Here is a 14,068-nt window from a genome sequence, read left to right as displayed (position 1 = left end):
AATAAATAAGGCTAAATATATATCATTTAACCTTATTTACTTAATCACCACTTAAATATTTACACTATCCACCACTACTACCTTACTGCAGAGTGGTTTAGCATATTCTTCGGCAAATATCACATGAGTTGGGTCAACCTGGTAGGCCTCCTGGGCTTCGGGGGTATCAAATAGTATTAATAATGATACATCATACGAGCGGTCGATCACATCGCGGTTAGTATCGGCCGGTACGCCGAAATGAATGTCACGAATGTGCGGAATAGGGATGAGCAGGTTAAGACCTTCAATCAGTTTATCTTTATCGGCTTTGTTTTTAAGCCAGAAGTGTACGTGATGGACGAATGTGTTTGTGAGTATTGGCATAGGGAATCTTGAGGTTATTTTTTTCGTTTAGTAAAAAGTTTGGAAAACCAGTTTGAGTTTGAAGGTTTATTTAAAACCACATTTAAATAGGCTTGAAAATTCTGATACCCGTTCTTGGATGGATTTTCAAGATCGATCATATCCCCAAGTCCGGTATCAAATATTTGCCAGTTATTTTTTATGGCGAGATCTACCAGCGGATAAATGGCCGACTCTCCATACAGACTGAGCATTATATTACTGGATGGCTCACTATCATCAAAATAATTTATCGCAAAATTATCTCCTTTTATTTCCCGGTGATTCTTTTCTTTAACAATGTTTTTAAAATAGGCTTCAAAAATCAAAGCAAACGAAACAGGTATTAACTGCTCTTCATCAACATCTTCTGGTGTAGTGATTTTTTGCTTCGAATTAAATAGTACAACGTCCCAACTCATGATAATTAATAAGTGATTTAATGCATACAGCCAACGTAAACCCTCCCTTTAAAAACAAAGGCTGTTTTGATCTTATCAATAGCTTGCAAGGCGCTGTCGGCACTGGCTTTGTTTTCGTAAATTCCGGTTATCAAAGCAATGGTTTTCGGGCTTGTATTAAATTGATAGGTGTCAAGGTATTCAAGACTTAGTGTTTTTGATGGAAATCTCCGGGGATAGTATGCGCCGGCGTAAATCTCGTCTTCGTCTTTATCTGATAATGCAATGAGGTCTTTAGCTTTATTGTATCCCCGCTCCATTGTATCAATAACAATACCGGTAGTGCGGTTCAATTCAAACATTTTGTCTCTCAGCGAATAATAATTAAGGCCGGTATCGGCAACTACAATGTAGTAACCCGCATAAGCGTCGAGCTGTTCGGCTATATCTGATGTATCTGTTTTGGTTGGGGTAATGGTATTAGCTACTTTATAGGATGCCGGCAAAACTTTAACTTTTTCGACTTTAGACGAATCGGCAATTACTTTAACTGGCTTTGGCTTGCAGGCTGCCAGTAAACAGGCTATTAAAAGCAGATGACTAACTTTCATGTATGGCTATAGGTTTATCCAAATATAGCTGAATTATTTAATTGCTGCTTACTGCCAACTCAAAACTGCGAACGGTCTCCTAATACTCCAGCACCACATGCGGCTTAAAGGTATCCGTTTTAACCTTCGCCTTTAACTCATGCAAGATGTTGTATAGCCCAAAGTTGGTGCGGTTTACGTAGATAAAATGTTTTACGCCGCGGGCCTGCTTAAACTCAGGCATTTTAGAAATGCGCTCGCCAAAGCCATATAACTGATCAAAAAAAACTGTCTGGCTAAAATCAAAAGTATCGGTAATATATGGCAGCGCAAACAGGCTGATCATTTCTTTATACTGGGTATAATAAAATTCGATCTGCGCCGGGGTATCATCTCTGTGGATCATATCCAGCTGGCGGAATGCCTTTATAGTTTCTTCCTTGTTATCCAGCAAATTGGTCGAGGTAAGGGAAAAGAAAGGATAGTAAAAATCCTCGGGCATTTCCTTAATACAGCCAAAATCAATAACGCCGAGGTTACCTTCGGGTGTGATCATGAAATTGCCGGGATGCGGGTCGGCATGTACGGCACGGAGCTCATGCTGCTGAAAATTATAAAAATCCCACAAAGCCTGGCCTATCTGATCGCGTAAGTCCTGCGATGGGTTGGTGGCTAAAAATTCTTTCAGGTGTTTGCCTTCCAGCCAGTCCATAGTAATGATACGTTTGCTGCTCAGCTCCGGGTAATAGCCTGGGAAAACAACATTATCAAGATTAGCGCAGGCGTTAGAAAACTCAATAGAGCGGCGGACTTCCAGCTCATAATCGGTTTCTTCAAGCAGGCGCTCTTCAACCTCCTTCATGTATACATCCAGCTCCTTTTCGCTCATGCCCAGCATCCGGAAGGCGAAAGGCTTAACCAGTTTCAGATCTGACGATATAGAATCACCCACACCGGGGTACTGGATTTTAACGGCCAGTTTTTTGCCGTTCAGTTCGGCCTGGTGAACCTGACCTATTGAAGCAGCATTGGTTGAGCGGATATTGAACTTGTCGAAGATCTGATCCGGATTTTTACCAAAATACTTCCTGAATGTTTGCACAATAAGCGGTCCCGAAAGCGGCGGCGCATTGTATTGCGATTGGGTGAACTTATCAACATAAGCCTGCGGCAGCAGGTTTTTATCCATGCTGAGCATTTGCGCTACTTTAAGCGCGCTGCCTTTTAGCTCACTTAATGACTGGTAGATGTCGGCCGCGTTATCCTCGTTCAGTTCCGATTTATCCAGATCAGGATTGAACAATTTTTTGGAGTAATGCTTAATATAGTTGCCGCCAATTTTAATGCCTGTTTTTACAAACTTGGCGGATCGTTGTACTTTGGTAGTAGGTATACTATTTTGTTCGGGAGTTGCTCCCGGAGTTTCATCTGTCATAATCTCAAAATCCCATCTTGTCCTTTATCCCGCCATTCTGCACCAAAAACTTACCATATTCAAAAAGGTTATCAATTGGCGAGCGCTGGAAAAGATCAAAAGTTACGTTAATACCCTTTTCAATAGCCTCATCGGTTTTTTCAAAGCCTGCCGAATTATCATTGATCCAGAAGTTGAGTATAAACACAAATTGAACCCAAAGGGCATCCTTGTATTTTTTCGAGAAGTATTTACGGTCGCTCAATTCGGTGCTTTCGATTCCTTCTTTCAAAATCTCATCAGCAAAGCCTTCAAAAATATCCTTCAGTGGGCTAAATACTTTTGGAGTGGTAAAACCTTTCGGCTGTTTTTTAATGCTGTAAACCGCAAAGCTTCGGCTGCTTTTCAGTAATTCAAAAAAGCCGTAAAAAAAGGATAAAGCTTTCTCGCGCGATGTGTAGCCTTCCCAAACTTCCTGGGCACGGATTTCAGCCAGTGTTTTGGTGGCAAAGCCGGCCCAAATACCCTGTTCAACGGCTTCAAACGAGCCATAGAACTGGTAAAACTCAGCTTCGCTCATTTCATTTTGCTTAGCGAAGATATAAACCGACTTTGGCTGCTCGCCTTCGGTTAATACATAATCAATATATGCGTTCTGGATGCTTTCGATGGTTGCCATGTTGATTTGGGATTTAGTTTAATGTTAAAGTTACTAATAGGCCTCGCCTGAATCCTGTTCAAAAATTAAAATTCTAACGCAGTCGGTAAGAATTAAACGCCGGATCGACTCACCCCGACATCGCTGCGCTTGTCACCCCTCTCTACGCAAGCGTAAAGGGGGGATTTCTATTTTTTTATTTTCCTACCCTCTTTGCGAAGCAGAGCCGGAGAGAGGGTGGTTCAGCGAAGCGTAAACCGGGTGAGTCAATTGTGCGCCATGCCATTTGCTTTTATAAAAACTGCTCCACCACCTGTTGCAGCTGCCTTGCCTGTACAACGCCGCTTTGGCGCCATTTGCTTTGCCCTTTTTGAAAAATCATAAGTGTGGGCACACTTTGTATGCGGTAAGCGCTTGCCGCTGCCGGGTTTTTGTCGATATCTATTTTGATGATCTTTACCTTATCACCTAACGCGGTTTTTACATCGTGCAGTATAGGCGGCATCATTTTACAAGGCCCGCACCACTCGGCCGAAAAATCGACCAGTACCGGTGTTTCTGATGCTATTATTTCCTGGAAATTTGCCATAAGTATTTATTAATAGTTCATGGATCATGGTTCATAGATCATGGGATTAACCGGTTTACAGAGAGTGAATTAGCAAATTGCTGCCTGTCAAACCATGAACCATCATCTATGAACCATGAACCACTCAAATTTAACCATTAACTCACGTAAAAGTTTAGTGTTTTAATGCCAAAGCACCGGCTATCAAGTATATTTACTTTATGCAAACAAAACTAAGTACATACCTAATCCTGGTGCTCTTAATACTGCCTTTTGCGGGCCTGGCGCAGGATACTGTGATACCGCTTTGGACAAACGGGGCACCCGGTTTTGAAAACCGTCGAAACGAGCCGGAGCAGGCTAAGGATTACTGGGTAAAAAACATTCACAACCCATCACTTACTGTTTTTTTGCCGCCGAAGGATAAAGCTAATGGCGCGGCGGTAGTGGTGTGTCCTGGCGGCGGTCACCGTTTATTGGTGTATACTGCCGAAGGTGTTGATCCTGCAAAGTACCTGAACAATTTGGGTGTTACTGTTTTTGTATTGAAATACCGTTTGGGGAGGGATACGCTATCGCCATATAAAATTGATGTACATGCCAAACAGGATGGTTACCGTGCCATGCGGCTGGTGCGCAGCAAAGCGGCGGAATACGGATTGGATACAAACCGCATTGGGATGATGGGTTTTTCGGCAGGCGGCGAAGTAGTTGATATGGTGGCTTATGGTGAAGGTAAAGGTGATCCGAAAGCTCCCGACCTGATAGATAGGCAAAATGCACGGCCGTCGTTTTTGATCCAGATTTATCCGGGACCTCTTTATATCCCCGATAAATTACCGTACGATGCCCCGCCTGCGTTTTTGTTAGCTGCCAATGATGATGTTTGCTGCTCGCCTTCGGTTGTAAAGTTATTACAGCGTTATCGCGAAGCAAAAATACCGGTTGAAGTGCACATTTATACCCAGGGCGATCATGGCTTTAACATGGGTTACCGTTCAAAGCTGCAAAGCATCAGTACCTGGCCCCAGCGCATGGCCGACTGGCTCAGCGACAATAATTATTTACACCCTGCCGCAGCAAAAAGGATGAAGCTTCATTAAGCTCAGGAAAAATAAAACTAAAAAAGAGAGGCATATGCCTTTTGGCTTAACAGCATAGCCTTCTCTTTTAACAATAGCCCCTATTGTACCCCTACGTTCGGGACTAATGTATCTTGTAGCAGCTTTCGGTAAAAGCTGTGCGTTTTGATGCAGCGTAAACTACACGGTTATGAAGCTGATAGCCGCTTATGATGCTTTTCATCATCCGCTCCAGGATCACGCCTGTTTGGTTATCAATTACGTATACACCGTTGGTATTACTGTTGGTGTAGCCGCCGGTAATAGCGCTTTCAAAAACAACTGTGGTTGTTTTGTCGGTGAGCTTATCTACCCAAAAAGTATTTTTAATTTTTTGCCCGTTCACTGTTGTTGAATCGGCCCAGGTATAGCCGGGTTTAAGCGATTTAGTTACCACAAAATCGGCCAGCAGGCCAAGGGTGGTCCCCTTTACAATTTGATCCTGCTGCAAACCGGTAAATGCTGTGAAGGTATCACTGGTATATTGCAGCGCCGGATCAGTGACATCAGTTACAAGGCCATTTTTATTGATGGTTACCGAAGCAACTTTACCGGCAATATTATTAAGTGCTTTTGCAATTGCCGAGCTGTCGGTAACAGGCTTGTCTGAGCTGTACTCCAGTTTTTTACCCATGGCGTCAACCGTATCGGCAATGTGTTTGGTGGTAACTGCAAGGTTAAAACCCTGGCCGGTGGCATCAATAACATCATAAACTTTGGTTGTTGATGAAAAGCTGTTGATGTTAAATTTTTGATCGCCGCGCTGCAATACGGTGTTTGAACTTAAAAAAGCGGTGCGCTGAAACTGATCGCCTTTTTTAAAGGTAAATGTGCGGTGAACGGTTTGCGCCTTGCATAAAATGGATAAGCCTGTAAGCAGCAGGGTTAAAATAGTTGTAAGCTTTAGTATTTGCGGTTTCATGTAATGTTAGGTTAAATGAGCATGCGGTTTTAACCCATGACAGTTAAAAACTAACTGCCATGGATTGATCCTGATTAATGTAAGGGCTTTAAACCCGGTATAGGCGGCACCGGCGGTATCGGTGGTACCGGTGGAATAGGTGGCACCGGCGGTATCGGCGGCACTGGTGGAATAGGCGGCACCGGTGGTATCGGTGGCACTGGTGGAATAGGCGGCACCGGCGGTATCGGTGGCACTGGTGGAATAGGCGGCACCGGCGGTATTGGTGGTACCGGTGGAATAGGCGGTACCGGTGTTATCGGCGGCACTGGTGGAATAGGTGGCACCGGCGGTATTGGTGGTACCGGTGGAATAGGTGGCACTGGCGGAATGGGTGGAACCGGTGGAATGGGTGGTACCGGCGGTATCGGCGGCACCGGTGGAATAGGCGGCGGTACGTTCCAGTCTGATTGATTGTTTCTGCCCTGTGCAGAAGTCCGGTTGGTGCTTATGACCAAAGTTGCGGACGCGACTAATGCTGCTATGATTATTTTTTTCATAGATTTATATGTTTTAATGAAATAATTAATGCTTTTGCGGAGAAGGGTTATCGTCGGTTTAGAGAGAGCGGGTAACCGATAGAAAATACCATATTGGCCTTGTCGTTAGTATACCGGGTAAGGTTTGCAACCCCTACCGCTAAACTTAAAGGCACCGGGAACGGCCTGATCCCTGCCGAAATGCCAAGGTTCATACCCGTCCATTCGGCATTTACGTTTACATGCTGGATAAGCTCATAAGAGATACTGCCAAATACAGCAGTGCCGTGTTTCCCTTTGCCTGCAGCAATATCATTCGGGCTTTTTTCATAAAACCTGCCGCTGCCGACCCCAATGGTATAACTGAGCCTTGAACAGCCGGGCGTTAATGATTCAATGGTTTGTATGGCATGGCTTACAGCCACATAAAATGTTGAACCCGATGCATCCGACTGCCGTACATTGGCAAACATTTGCAATGCGCCGGCCGAAATGCTTGTGCCCGCAAATAATTTACGGCTTACAATAAAGTTCCCCGAAAAATCCTTGAACCTGTGTACGTCGGTAATATTTAAACTGGCGGCAAAGTTTATTGCTTTTACCGGATTACCAACACATGCTCCTATTGAGCCTATCAAATCGGCTTTGTTATCCCGGTATACTTCGGGGTAAGTAGCGCCAAAGCCACCGAAAAGGTAAGTGCCATATCCTCCAAAGCCCGATGGTATTAAAATGCCGCCGGGGGCATCGCTGGGGTAAAGCTCTCTTTGTGTTTGTGTTGTTTGCAGATTGGTTTGGGGTACAGGCGCTAAAAAATCATCCATTTTTTGCGTGAGTTCCTTTTCAAACTGGTTTTGACAAAAGGCGGTTTGGGTGCTTAAACAAAGTGCAGCAACAGCACAGCATATGAGTACCCGTATATTGGTTTTGCAAATCATTTTAGTAAATAGGTTAGGTAAGGTGTCAATGGTTGTGATAAACAGATCAACGCTATCCGGCAATGATCTAATGTATGCAATTTACCTGCAAAAAAGCAAAGGTCAATTTTTCGTTTTTTGGATCAAGCAGCCGGTTTAATAATTGGCTTACTATGCCTGTCATAATAAAATTTAACTTACTGCAATTTGCAGGCTTTGCACCAGGGGTACATAATTGTGGCTTTTTCATTGTGGTTTTGGGTTGTTTTTATATCACAATTTTACGGAGCCAGGGGAGGGTACACAATACCAAGTGGTTTGTATTTTGGGGGGATGAGGAAGATTATTGAAATGTTTTTAGATTACAAAATACAAATCCCCTTCCCTGCGTGGCAAGGAAGGGGATATTTTTCTTAATGATATTTTATTGAAATGCCTGATCTATTTCTTCTCATCCAATAAAACCCACCTGTTCACGGTATTATTAACCCCTTCAATGCAAATCTTATAAAATTTAGAAGGCATATTTTTAACATCAACCAGCACATGTTCATTGGTAACCGGTACGGTAGCTAATAATTTATACTCATCGGTTTTGCCTTCTTTAAAAGCGTTACCGGCGGCTATCCAGATCTTTACGTCGCCTTTAGGATCAAGCGCTTTCCAGCTGATATCAAGCGAGCCTTGTACATAATTAGCAGCCGGTTCTGCAACAGATACTGCGCCAATAAGTGATATGCCATCCATTTCACGTTGCTGCGTTTCCGGTACTTTTACATTTAAAAAACTGTTGATGGATGGGGTAATGTCAACAATGCCAGGTGTGTAATATTTAGCATAATTATTAAGCGGGCGATAGCTGGTAACCATCCAGGTTGAACGCTGACGGGTGCTTTGACCGCCATGGTCCTTACCTGTTGCTTCACTGCGCCCATGATCTGTTGTGATGAAGATCAGCCAGTCTTCTTTAAAATGTTGCTTGCGGTATTGTATTGCCGCCCAGATCTTACCAACCTGTGCATCCATTTTTTCGATGGCATCATAGTATTGCGGACTATCTCCGTATTTATGCCCCATATCGTCGGTATATTCTAAATATACCCAGGAAAGGTCAGGAGCTTTATCCTTGATGCAATCGGCTGCCGAGGCTGCAACCTGCTCATCAATCAGGTGCATGTAATTCCCGGCTTTATCATGCGGAAATTTCACGGTATCCAGTTCATAACCATCGTAAGCATAATCCGGGTGGATGTTGCCTGCTTCGGGTAATTTATCACCGATCAGCTTGGTGCGGTTATCTGTCCAGCTGCTAAATATGGCTGTTTTTTTGTTGGGATAGGCATTTTTAAACATCCTGAAAACATTCCAGTAGTTATAGTTTGGCGCTTTGATATCGTTACCCCAAACGTTGTGTTTATTTACCCAGGTAGCGGTAAGCAAACTGTTGTAGCCATTGGCCGATATGGTTGGTGTTTGCGAATAGCCACCCTTTTCACCACCAACATGTGCACGGAGATAGGTGCCCTGTTTGGCTATCAGTTTCAGGTTAGGGGTATTTAATTTTTCGATCACATCGGCAGGGATGCCATCGGCAATAATAAAAACAGCTTTGCGGGTTTGAGCAAAGGTGTTAACTCCGGCAGATACCAGCAGGATAAGAGCTGCGGTTTTAAGTAGATTTCGCATCGGTATAAATAAGTATTTTAAACGACTAAACTACGGCGTTTTTAAAAGCCCGGGGATTAAAAAATTGTTATTCTTTTTATCGGCCATAAATTTTTAACACACTGTAGCGTAAGTAATTCACAAACCGTAATTATAATTATAAACCTATCAACTATGATTCGCAAAATAACTTTACTCGGTCTTGGAATTTTAGCAATAACGGCCTGTAAAAAAGGCGGTGTCGATCCTATTAATAACGGCCCGGGTAAAGACCTGGTGCTTTCGGCAACCGAACAACAACAGGTTGGGCCGGGCAATGCTTTTACCCTGAAACTATTTAAAGCTGATATTGGCACCCTTACTGATAACCAAAATCTTATCATTTCGCCATTAAGCGTAAGCTTTGCTATAGGCATGACCAGCAATGGCGCCAATGGGCAAACACTTACTGATATCCGCAAAACTATGGAGTTTAACGGTTTTACAGAAGATCAGGTAAATAGCTATTATCAGAACCTGATCACCAACCTGCCCAACCTTGATCCAAACACAACACTCAAAATAGCCAACTCCATTTGGTATGCCAATAATTTTACGCCGCTGCCTGCATTCATAAAAACCAACACCGATTTTTATAGTGCCGAAGTAAAAGCACTTGATTTCAGCAATAAAACGGCATCGGCAAATACCATTAACAGTTGGGTAAGCGGGCAAACCAATAACAAGATCCCGAAGATCATTGATCAGATTGCTGACGATGCCCGCATGTACCTCATCAATGCCATTTATTTTAAAAGTACCTGGAAAACCCGCTTTGATGCAGCCAAAACCTATAAAGCGCCATTTCGGCTCGCTAACAACAGTACTGTACAGACTGATTTTATGACCAACAAAGGTATTGACCTTAAAGTTGCCTATGATAATGGTACTAATGTAATTGAATTGCCTTACAGCAACAGTAAGTATAGCTTAGTAATGATCATGCCCGATGAAGATGTGAAAACCTTTGCTCTTGGTCTTGATTCAACCAAATGGAATTTTTTGATGGGTAAGCTTATTGCAACCAAATCGGATGTTACTATGCCCAAGTTTAAATTTAGCTATAGTATTGACCTGAAGGATATTTTAAAATCACTGGGAATGAGTATTGCCTTTAGTGATCAGGCCGATTTTAGCCGCATCAACGCTGCCGGTGGCCTTACCATTAGCGAGGTTAAGCATAAAGCCTATATTGATGTGAACGAGGATGGTACCGAAGCTGCAGCGGTAACATCTGTTGGCGTTGGCACTACTGTGGCAGCACCTACCAATGTTTTTAATAAGCCTTTTATTTTTGCGATAAGGGAAATGAAAACCGGGTTGATATTATTTGCAGGTATTGTGAGTGATCCGACTAAGAGCGAGTAGAAAGTCTAAAATAGAGACCGTATCACATAAATACTTGTGATACGGCCCTTACTTATTATTTTGCTTTTATTTTATTGCCTTTGGCCTCATGAGTTAACTCAACCATACCCAAAGCTTCCATTAACGGCGGCACGTACATGGCAAATCGGCCACGAAGTCCCTTCTTTAAGCCGTACCAGCCGCCAACGGGATTGGTTTCTGACCTGCCCCAGGCTTCCACAGTGCCTTCTTTGGCTGGCTTTTGCTCGTCGGCACTGCCAAGTTCCATCCAATCGCCGTGCGCGGTTAACATGGCATGCAGATCTGCCAGGCAGCGGTGATCATAATGGAGCACCGTTTTACCAACGGTACAAACCAATATGGGTTTGCCATCTTTAGAATCCAGGTGCATGGTATAATCTGAAGTTAATGGCGGTGTTTTTAGCGCCATTGGTTTTTCTTTTGTACCAATATTGTTTTCCATATCGTATTGAGGTTTATAAAGGAACAGGTGATTATCGCTGTATAGAAACTATACTGCAAATTAAGGTTTTGAGTGTTAAGTAGAGCTTACTAACATTTTATTATTTAGTGTTTTGTTAAGTTGATATGGTTTGTATTATGAAATAATCAATATTGTTAAAATATAGGTAACCTGTTAGAGATTGTGTATAAGTTTTTGTGGTTAAATATTATTAACTATTAAACAATTGAAATATTTTTACCATAAACACAGGTCGTCTATAAAAAGCCTGTTAAACACTTACCTATCATGAAAAACGTACTAAACCAAATGCTTTTATTAAGCATTATTTTATTTAGCAGCTGTAGTAAAGATTTGTTAGAAAAAAAATCTGGCAGCCAAACTACCAAAACAATTAAAGCAACATCAGTTACAACAGATCTCACCATTTCAAGCGTCTCTGTTTCTTCAACCTATCCTTCCTGGCCTGCTTCAAATGCTATTGATAATAATACTTCAACCAGTTGGAGTTCGGTATTACATACCAGCTCGGCCGGTACAGAATATATTCAGTTTCAATTCGGTACTGCCAGCGATGTAAACTATGTAAAAATGACGCCAAGATATAGCAGTAATAATTCTGGGTTAAGTTTTCCTTCAAATTTTACTATTTATTATTACTCCGGGGCAACTTGGGTTGCTTCCAAATCATTTACCAACTTTGTTAACCCACAAAAATCAACTACTAATTTACCTGTAGTGATACCGCTTCCGGTTACGGTGCATACAACAGGTATTAAAATAGAAGCAACCAAGCTGGGGACTGATGGATCTAACTATTATTTTCAGCTTGCAGAGGTTGCTGCGGGATATGATGCAGGCTTCGATCATTTTAAGTGGACGGGTAATGATAATTCAGTTCAGCAAAACCGGATCAATAATTCGGGATCTGATTCATTTAACCCAACACGTATCTTTAACTGGACCCAGGATGATCGTGATCCATTAATTGTTTCAAACAATAATATTATAAATGGTTACCCCAATATATACGCTCCTAACATAGTTTATAATGGTGCATGGAATATCTATTATGGAGGATGGGACAATGGAGAAGGCCAGCACGACAGGGTGTTTGTGACCGTAAGCTATGACAACTTTATAACTTTTGGTACGCATACTTTGGTAGTTGGAAATGGCGCCTGGTATCATCTTAATAATGAAACGGTATTGAAAAACCCCGATGGGAGCTGGTTGATGTATTATACAACATTGCCATCTCAAACAGCTACTAAAAATAAACCTGGATTTGCTACATCTCCGGATGGGGTTAACTGGACCCCGAATAGTGGTTCAGCAAGTGCTTTATTAAATATGAACGGATATAGCGGATGGTCTGGTGCCGATGTAAATGGATCTAACGTTGGGTTTTTAGAAAACGGTATCTATCATTTGTATTTTAATAACTTCACAGATTCGGTAAGCCAACGAGCAGTTCATCATGCGGTAAGCACTGATAAAGTGAATTTTAGCTATACAGGGGATGTCTTAGCTGAAGATGTTGTTGCGCAGGATGTAAAGGCTTTTACCTACAATAATTCAACTTACTATTTAATGGGTATGCATCATAACGGGCAGGAACTGCGTTACAGCCTGAGCAATAGCCTTACCAGTTTCCCGGCCAGTAACTTTTTATTTGGTAATTACAATGCCAATGATCTTTTTATAACGTCGATGGGCTTTGTGACTAATGCAAACAGGTTATATGGTATTATTTATGGAGCTGGCCCTAACAGTAATCTTAGCCAAAATTCATTGCACGCAAGATGGCTTACCAAAAAGATTATTTTTATAAGTGACAGAACCAATGCGCGCTGGGGTGATATCGAGAAAGCTCATGGACCCAACCAGGTAGTGTTATACATGAACACCAATATGGAAACCGGGCATTTTTATGTGTACGATACTGACGGCACTACGTTGCTTTATACCAGTCCGCAGGTTACCATGCGTTCTGGTGATGTTTGGACATATAATCCATAGTTTGAAAAATATCAATACCATTTAAACAACTAAAGAGATCTTATACCTAAGATCTCTTTAGTTGTTTAAGGAAGAAGCTTTACCCGGCTCACCAATATAAATAACTTAATATTTCCTGCTCAATACATTTCTACAAAAGCCTTCAAAGCCCTTGATTGCGGTACATTTTTACGGTAGATGAGCACTGTTGACATGGTGCCTAATTCTTTATTAAGCGTATGGGTTTTAAGTTTGCGGCCTGCGTAGTATTGCTCAATCAGTTCGGCAGGGAGGATGCTGATGCCTAAACCGGCTTCCACAAAGTTGATGATCCCCTCCAGCGAGTTCAGTACGATGCTTTTATATTGAATAATGCCTTTGGCGTTAAGCCATGCTTCCAGCCGGGCGCGGAATACGCATCCCTGGTCAAATACAATGATCTTGAGCGGCTGGGTCATTAGTAATTCTTTAAGCTCGGGGCCCTGTGCGGGGGCGAGGATCACCAGTTGCTCTTCTTTAATATGCAATTGCTCCAGTTCGGGCGAATTGATGGGGGCTGATACAAATGCCGCATCAAGCTTGTAATTGATCACATCGGTGATGAGGTCGCTTCGCATTTCTGATTTAAACTCCAGATCGACATCAGGGTAGCTTTCTGTAAAGCGGCTAAGGATATCCGGCACTTTGAAGGCCATGGTGGTTTCGATACAGCCAATTTTAAGGCTGCCGCTTACCTGGCTAAACTTTTTGATATCCTTTTTGGCCTCCTGCATTAAATGATCTATCTGCTTACTGTATTGCATCAAGGTTTCGCCGGCACTGGTTAAGGCGACTTTACGCGATGTACGGGTGAACAGATCGGCACCAAACTCTTCTTCCAGGTTTTTGATGCGGGCCGTTACGTTTGATTGCACAGTGAACATGGCCTCGGCAGCTTTGGTAAAACTTCCGTTGGCAGCTACCGCTTCAAAGATCTTCAGGTCATTAGTATTCATAAATCATTATTTGTGATTTAAAATATCATTATTAATCGTTTTTA

General features: G+C 42.4%; 15 protein-coding genes. 3 read left to right on the top strand and 12 right to left on the bottom strand.

The window, feature by feature from the left end; genetic code table 11:
• Window positions 1–51: 51 nt before the first annotated feature.
• The 6 genes from ACFFGT_RS16395 to trxA form a co-directional block, all read right to left on the bottom strand.
• Window positions 52–366 (bottom strand): Dabb family protein, encoded by a 315-nt coding sequence (locus ACFFGT_RS16395; protein WP_377023605.1) that lies wholly within the window; start codon window positions 364–366, stop codon window positions 52–54.
• A 14-nt stretch (window positions 367–380) separates the two neighbouring features.
• The gene (locus tag ACFFGT_RS16390; protein ID WP_377023604.1) at window positions 381–806 is read right to left on the bottom strand and encodes a hypothetical protein; all 426 of its coding nucleotides are present in this window, start codon (window positions 804–806) and stop codon (window positions 381–383) included.
• Window positions 807–823: 17 nt separating this feature from the next.
• Window positions 824–1,396 carry a hypothetical protein gene (locus tag ACFFGT_RS16385; RefSeq protein ID WP_377023603.1) on the bottom strand — a complete coding sequence of 191 codons (573 nt, stop codon included), beginning with the start codon at window positions 1,394–1,396 and terminating at the stop codon, window positions 824–826.
• Window positions 1,397–1,475: 79 nt separating this feature from the next.
• Window positions 1,476–2,810, bottom strand: coding sequence for an ABC1 kinase family protein (locus ACFFGT_RS16380; RefSeq protein WP_377023602.1), 1,335 nt, complete (start codon window positions 2,808–2,810; stop codon window positions 1,476–1,478).
• 4 nt (window positions 2,811–2,814) lie between these two features.
• A complete protein-coding gene (locus ACFFGT_RS16375) occupies window positions 2,815–3,468 on the bottom strand; it encodes a TetR family transcriptional regulator C-terminal domain-containing protein (RefSeq protein WP_377023601.1) in 654 nt (217 codons plus the stop codon).
• A 271-nt stretch (window positions 3,469–3,739) separates the two neighbouring features.
• Window positions 3,740–4,036 carry a thioredoxin gene (gene trxA / locus ACFFGT_RS16370; RefSeq protein ID WP_090530271.1) on the bottom strand — a complete coding sequence of 99 codons (297 nt, stop codon included), beginning with the start codon at window positions 4,034–4,036 and terminating at the stop codon, window positions 3,740–3,742.
• 200 nt (window positions 4,037–4,236) lie between these two features.
• Between trxA and ACFFGT_RS16365 the strand changes: the two genes are divergently transcribed.
• Window positions 4,237–5,118 (top strand): alpha/beta hydrolase, encoded by an 882-nt coding sequence (locus ACFFGT_RS16365; protein ID WP_377023600.1) that lies wholly within the window; start codon window positions 4,237–4,239, stop codon window positions 5,116–5,118.
• A 103-nt stretch (window positions 5,119–5,221) separates the two neighbouring features.
• Here the strand turns inward: ACFFGT_RS16365 and ACFFGT_RS16360 are convergent, their stop codons facing one another.
• The 4 genes from ACFFGT_RS16360 to ACFFGT_RS16345 form a co-directional block, all read right to left on the bottom strand.
• Window positions 5,222–6,058: a DUF6263 family protein gene (locus ACFFGT_RS16360; RefSeq protein ID WP_377023599.1), complete on the bottom strand. Its 837-nt coding sequence runs from the start codon at window positions 6,056–6,058 to the stop codon at window positions 5,222–5,224.
• Between the two features lie 74 nt (window positions 6,059–6,132).
• Window positions 6,133–6,597: a hypothetical protein gene (locus ACFFGT_RS16355; RefSeq protein ID WP_377023598.1), complete on the bottom strand. Its 465-nt coding sequence runs from the start codon at window positions 6,595–6,597 to the stop codon at window positions 6,133–6,135.
• Between the two features lie 47 nt (window positions 6,598–6,644).
• On the bottom strand, window positions 6,645–7,514 hold the full coding sequence (locus ACFFGT_RS16350; RefSeq protein ID WP_377023597.1) for a metallophosphoesterase family protein: 870 nt from the start codon (window positions 7,512–7,514) through the stop codon (window positions 6,645–6,647).
• Between the two features lie 420 nt (window positions 7,515–7,934).
• Entirely contained in the window at window positions 7,935–9,179 is a 1,245-nt protein-coding gene (locus tag ACFFGT_RS16345; protein ID WP_377023596.1) for an alkaline phosphatase family protein, read from the bottom strand.
• A gap of 153 nt (window positions 9,180–9,332) precedes the next feature.
• Here ACFFGT_RS16345 and ACFFGT_RS16340 point away from each other — a divergent pair, with 153 nt between their 5' ends.
• Window positions 9,333–10,565, top strand: a complete 1,233-nt coding sequence (locus ACFFGT_RS16340; protein WP_377023595.1) for a serpin family protein — start codon at window positions 9,333–9,335, stop codon at window positions 10,563–10,565.
• A gap of 55 nt (window positions 10,566–10,620) precedes the next feature.
• On the opposite strand, the gene ACFFGT_RS16335 is transcribed toward ACFFGT_RS16340, so the two are convergent.
• Window positions 10,621–11,028: a DUF6855 family protein gene (locus ACFFGT_RS16335; protein WP_377023594.1), complete on the bottom strand. Its 408-nt coding sequence runs from the start codon at window positions 11,026–11,028 to the stop codon at window positions 10,621–10,623.
• A gap of 288 nt (window positions 11,029–11,316) precedes the next feature.
• Here ACFFGT_RS16335 and ACFFGT_RS16330 point away from each other — a divergent pair, with 288 nt between their 5' ends.
• A complete protein-coding gene (locus ACFFGT_RS16330) occupies window positions 11,317–13,050 on the top strand; it encodes a discoidin domain-containing protein (protein WP_377023593.1) in 1,734 nt (577 codons plus the stop codon).
• Window positions 13,051–13,169: 119 nt separating this feature from the next.
• Here the strand turns inward: ACFFGT_RS16330 and ACFFGT_RS16325 are convergent, their stop codons facing one another.
• Window positions 13,170–14,024 (bottom strand): LysR family transcriptional regulator, encoded by an 855-nt coding sequence (locus tag ACFFGT_RS16325; RefSeq protein WP_377023592.1) that lies wholly within the window; start codon window positions 14,022–14,024, stop codon window positions 13,170–13,172.
• Window positions 14,025–14,068 lie beyond the last annotated feature (44 nt).

The sequence above is a fragment of the Mucilaginibacter angelicae genome (genome assembly GCF_042434235.1).
Taxonomy (GTDB): domain Bacteria; phylum Bacteroidota; class Bacteroidia; order Sphingobacteriales; family Sphingobacteriaceae; genus Mucilaginibacter; species Mucilaginibacter angelicae.
This window is presented reverse-complemented; position numbering and strand designations above follow the sequence as displayed.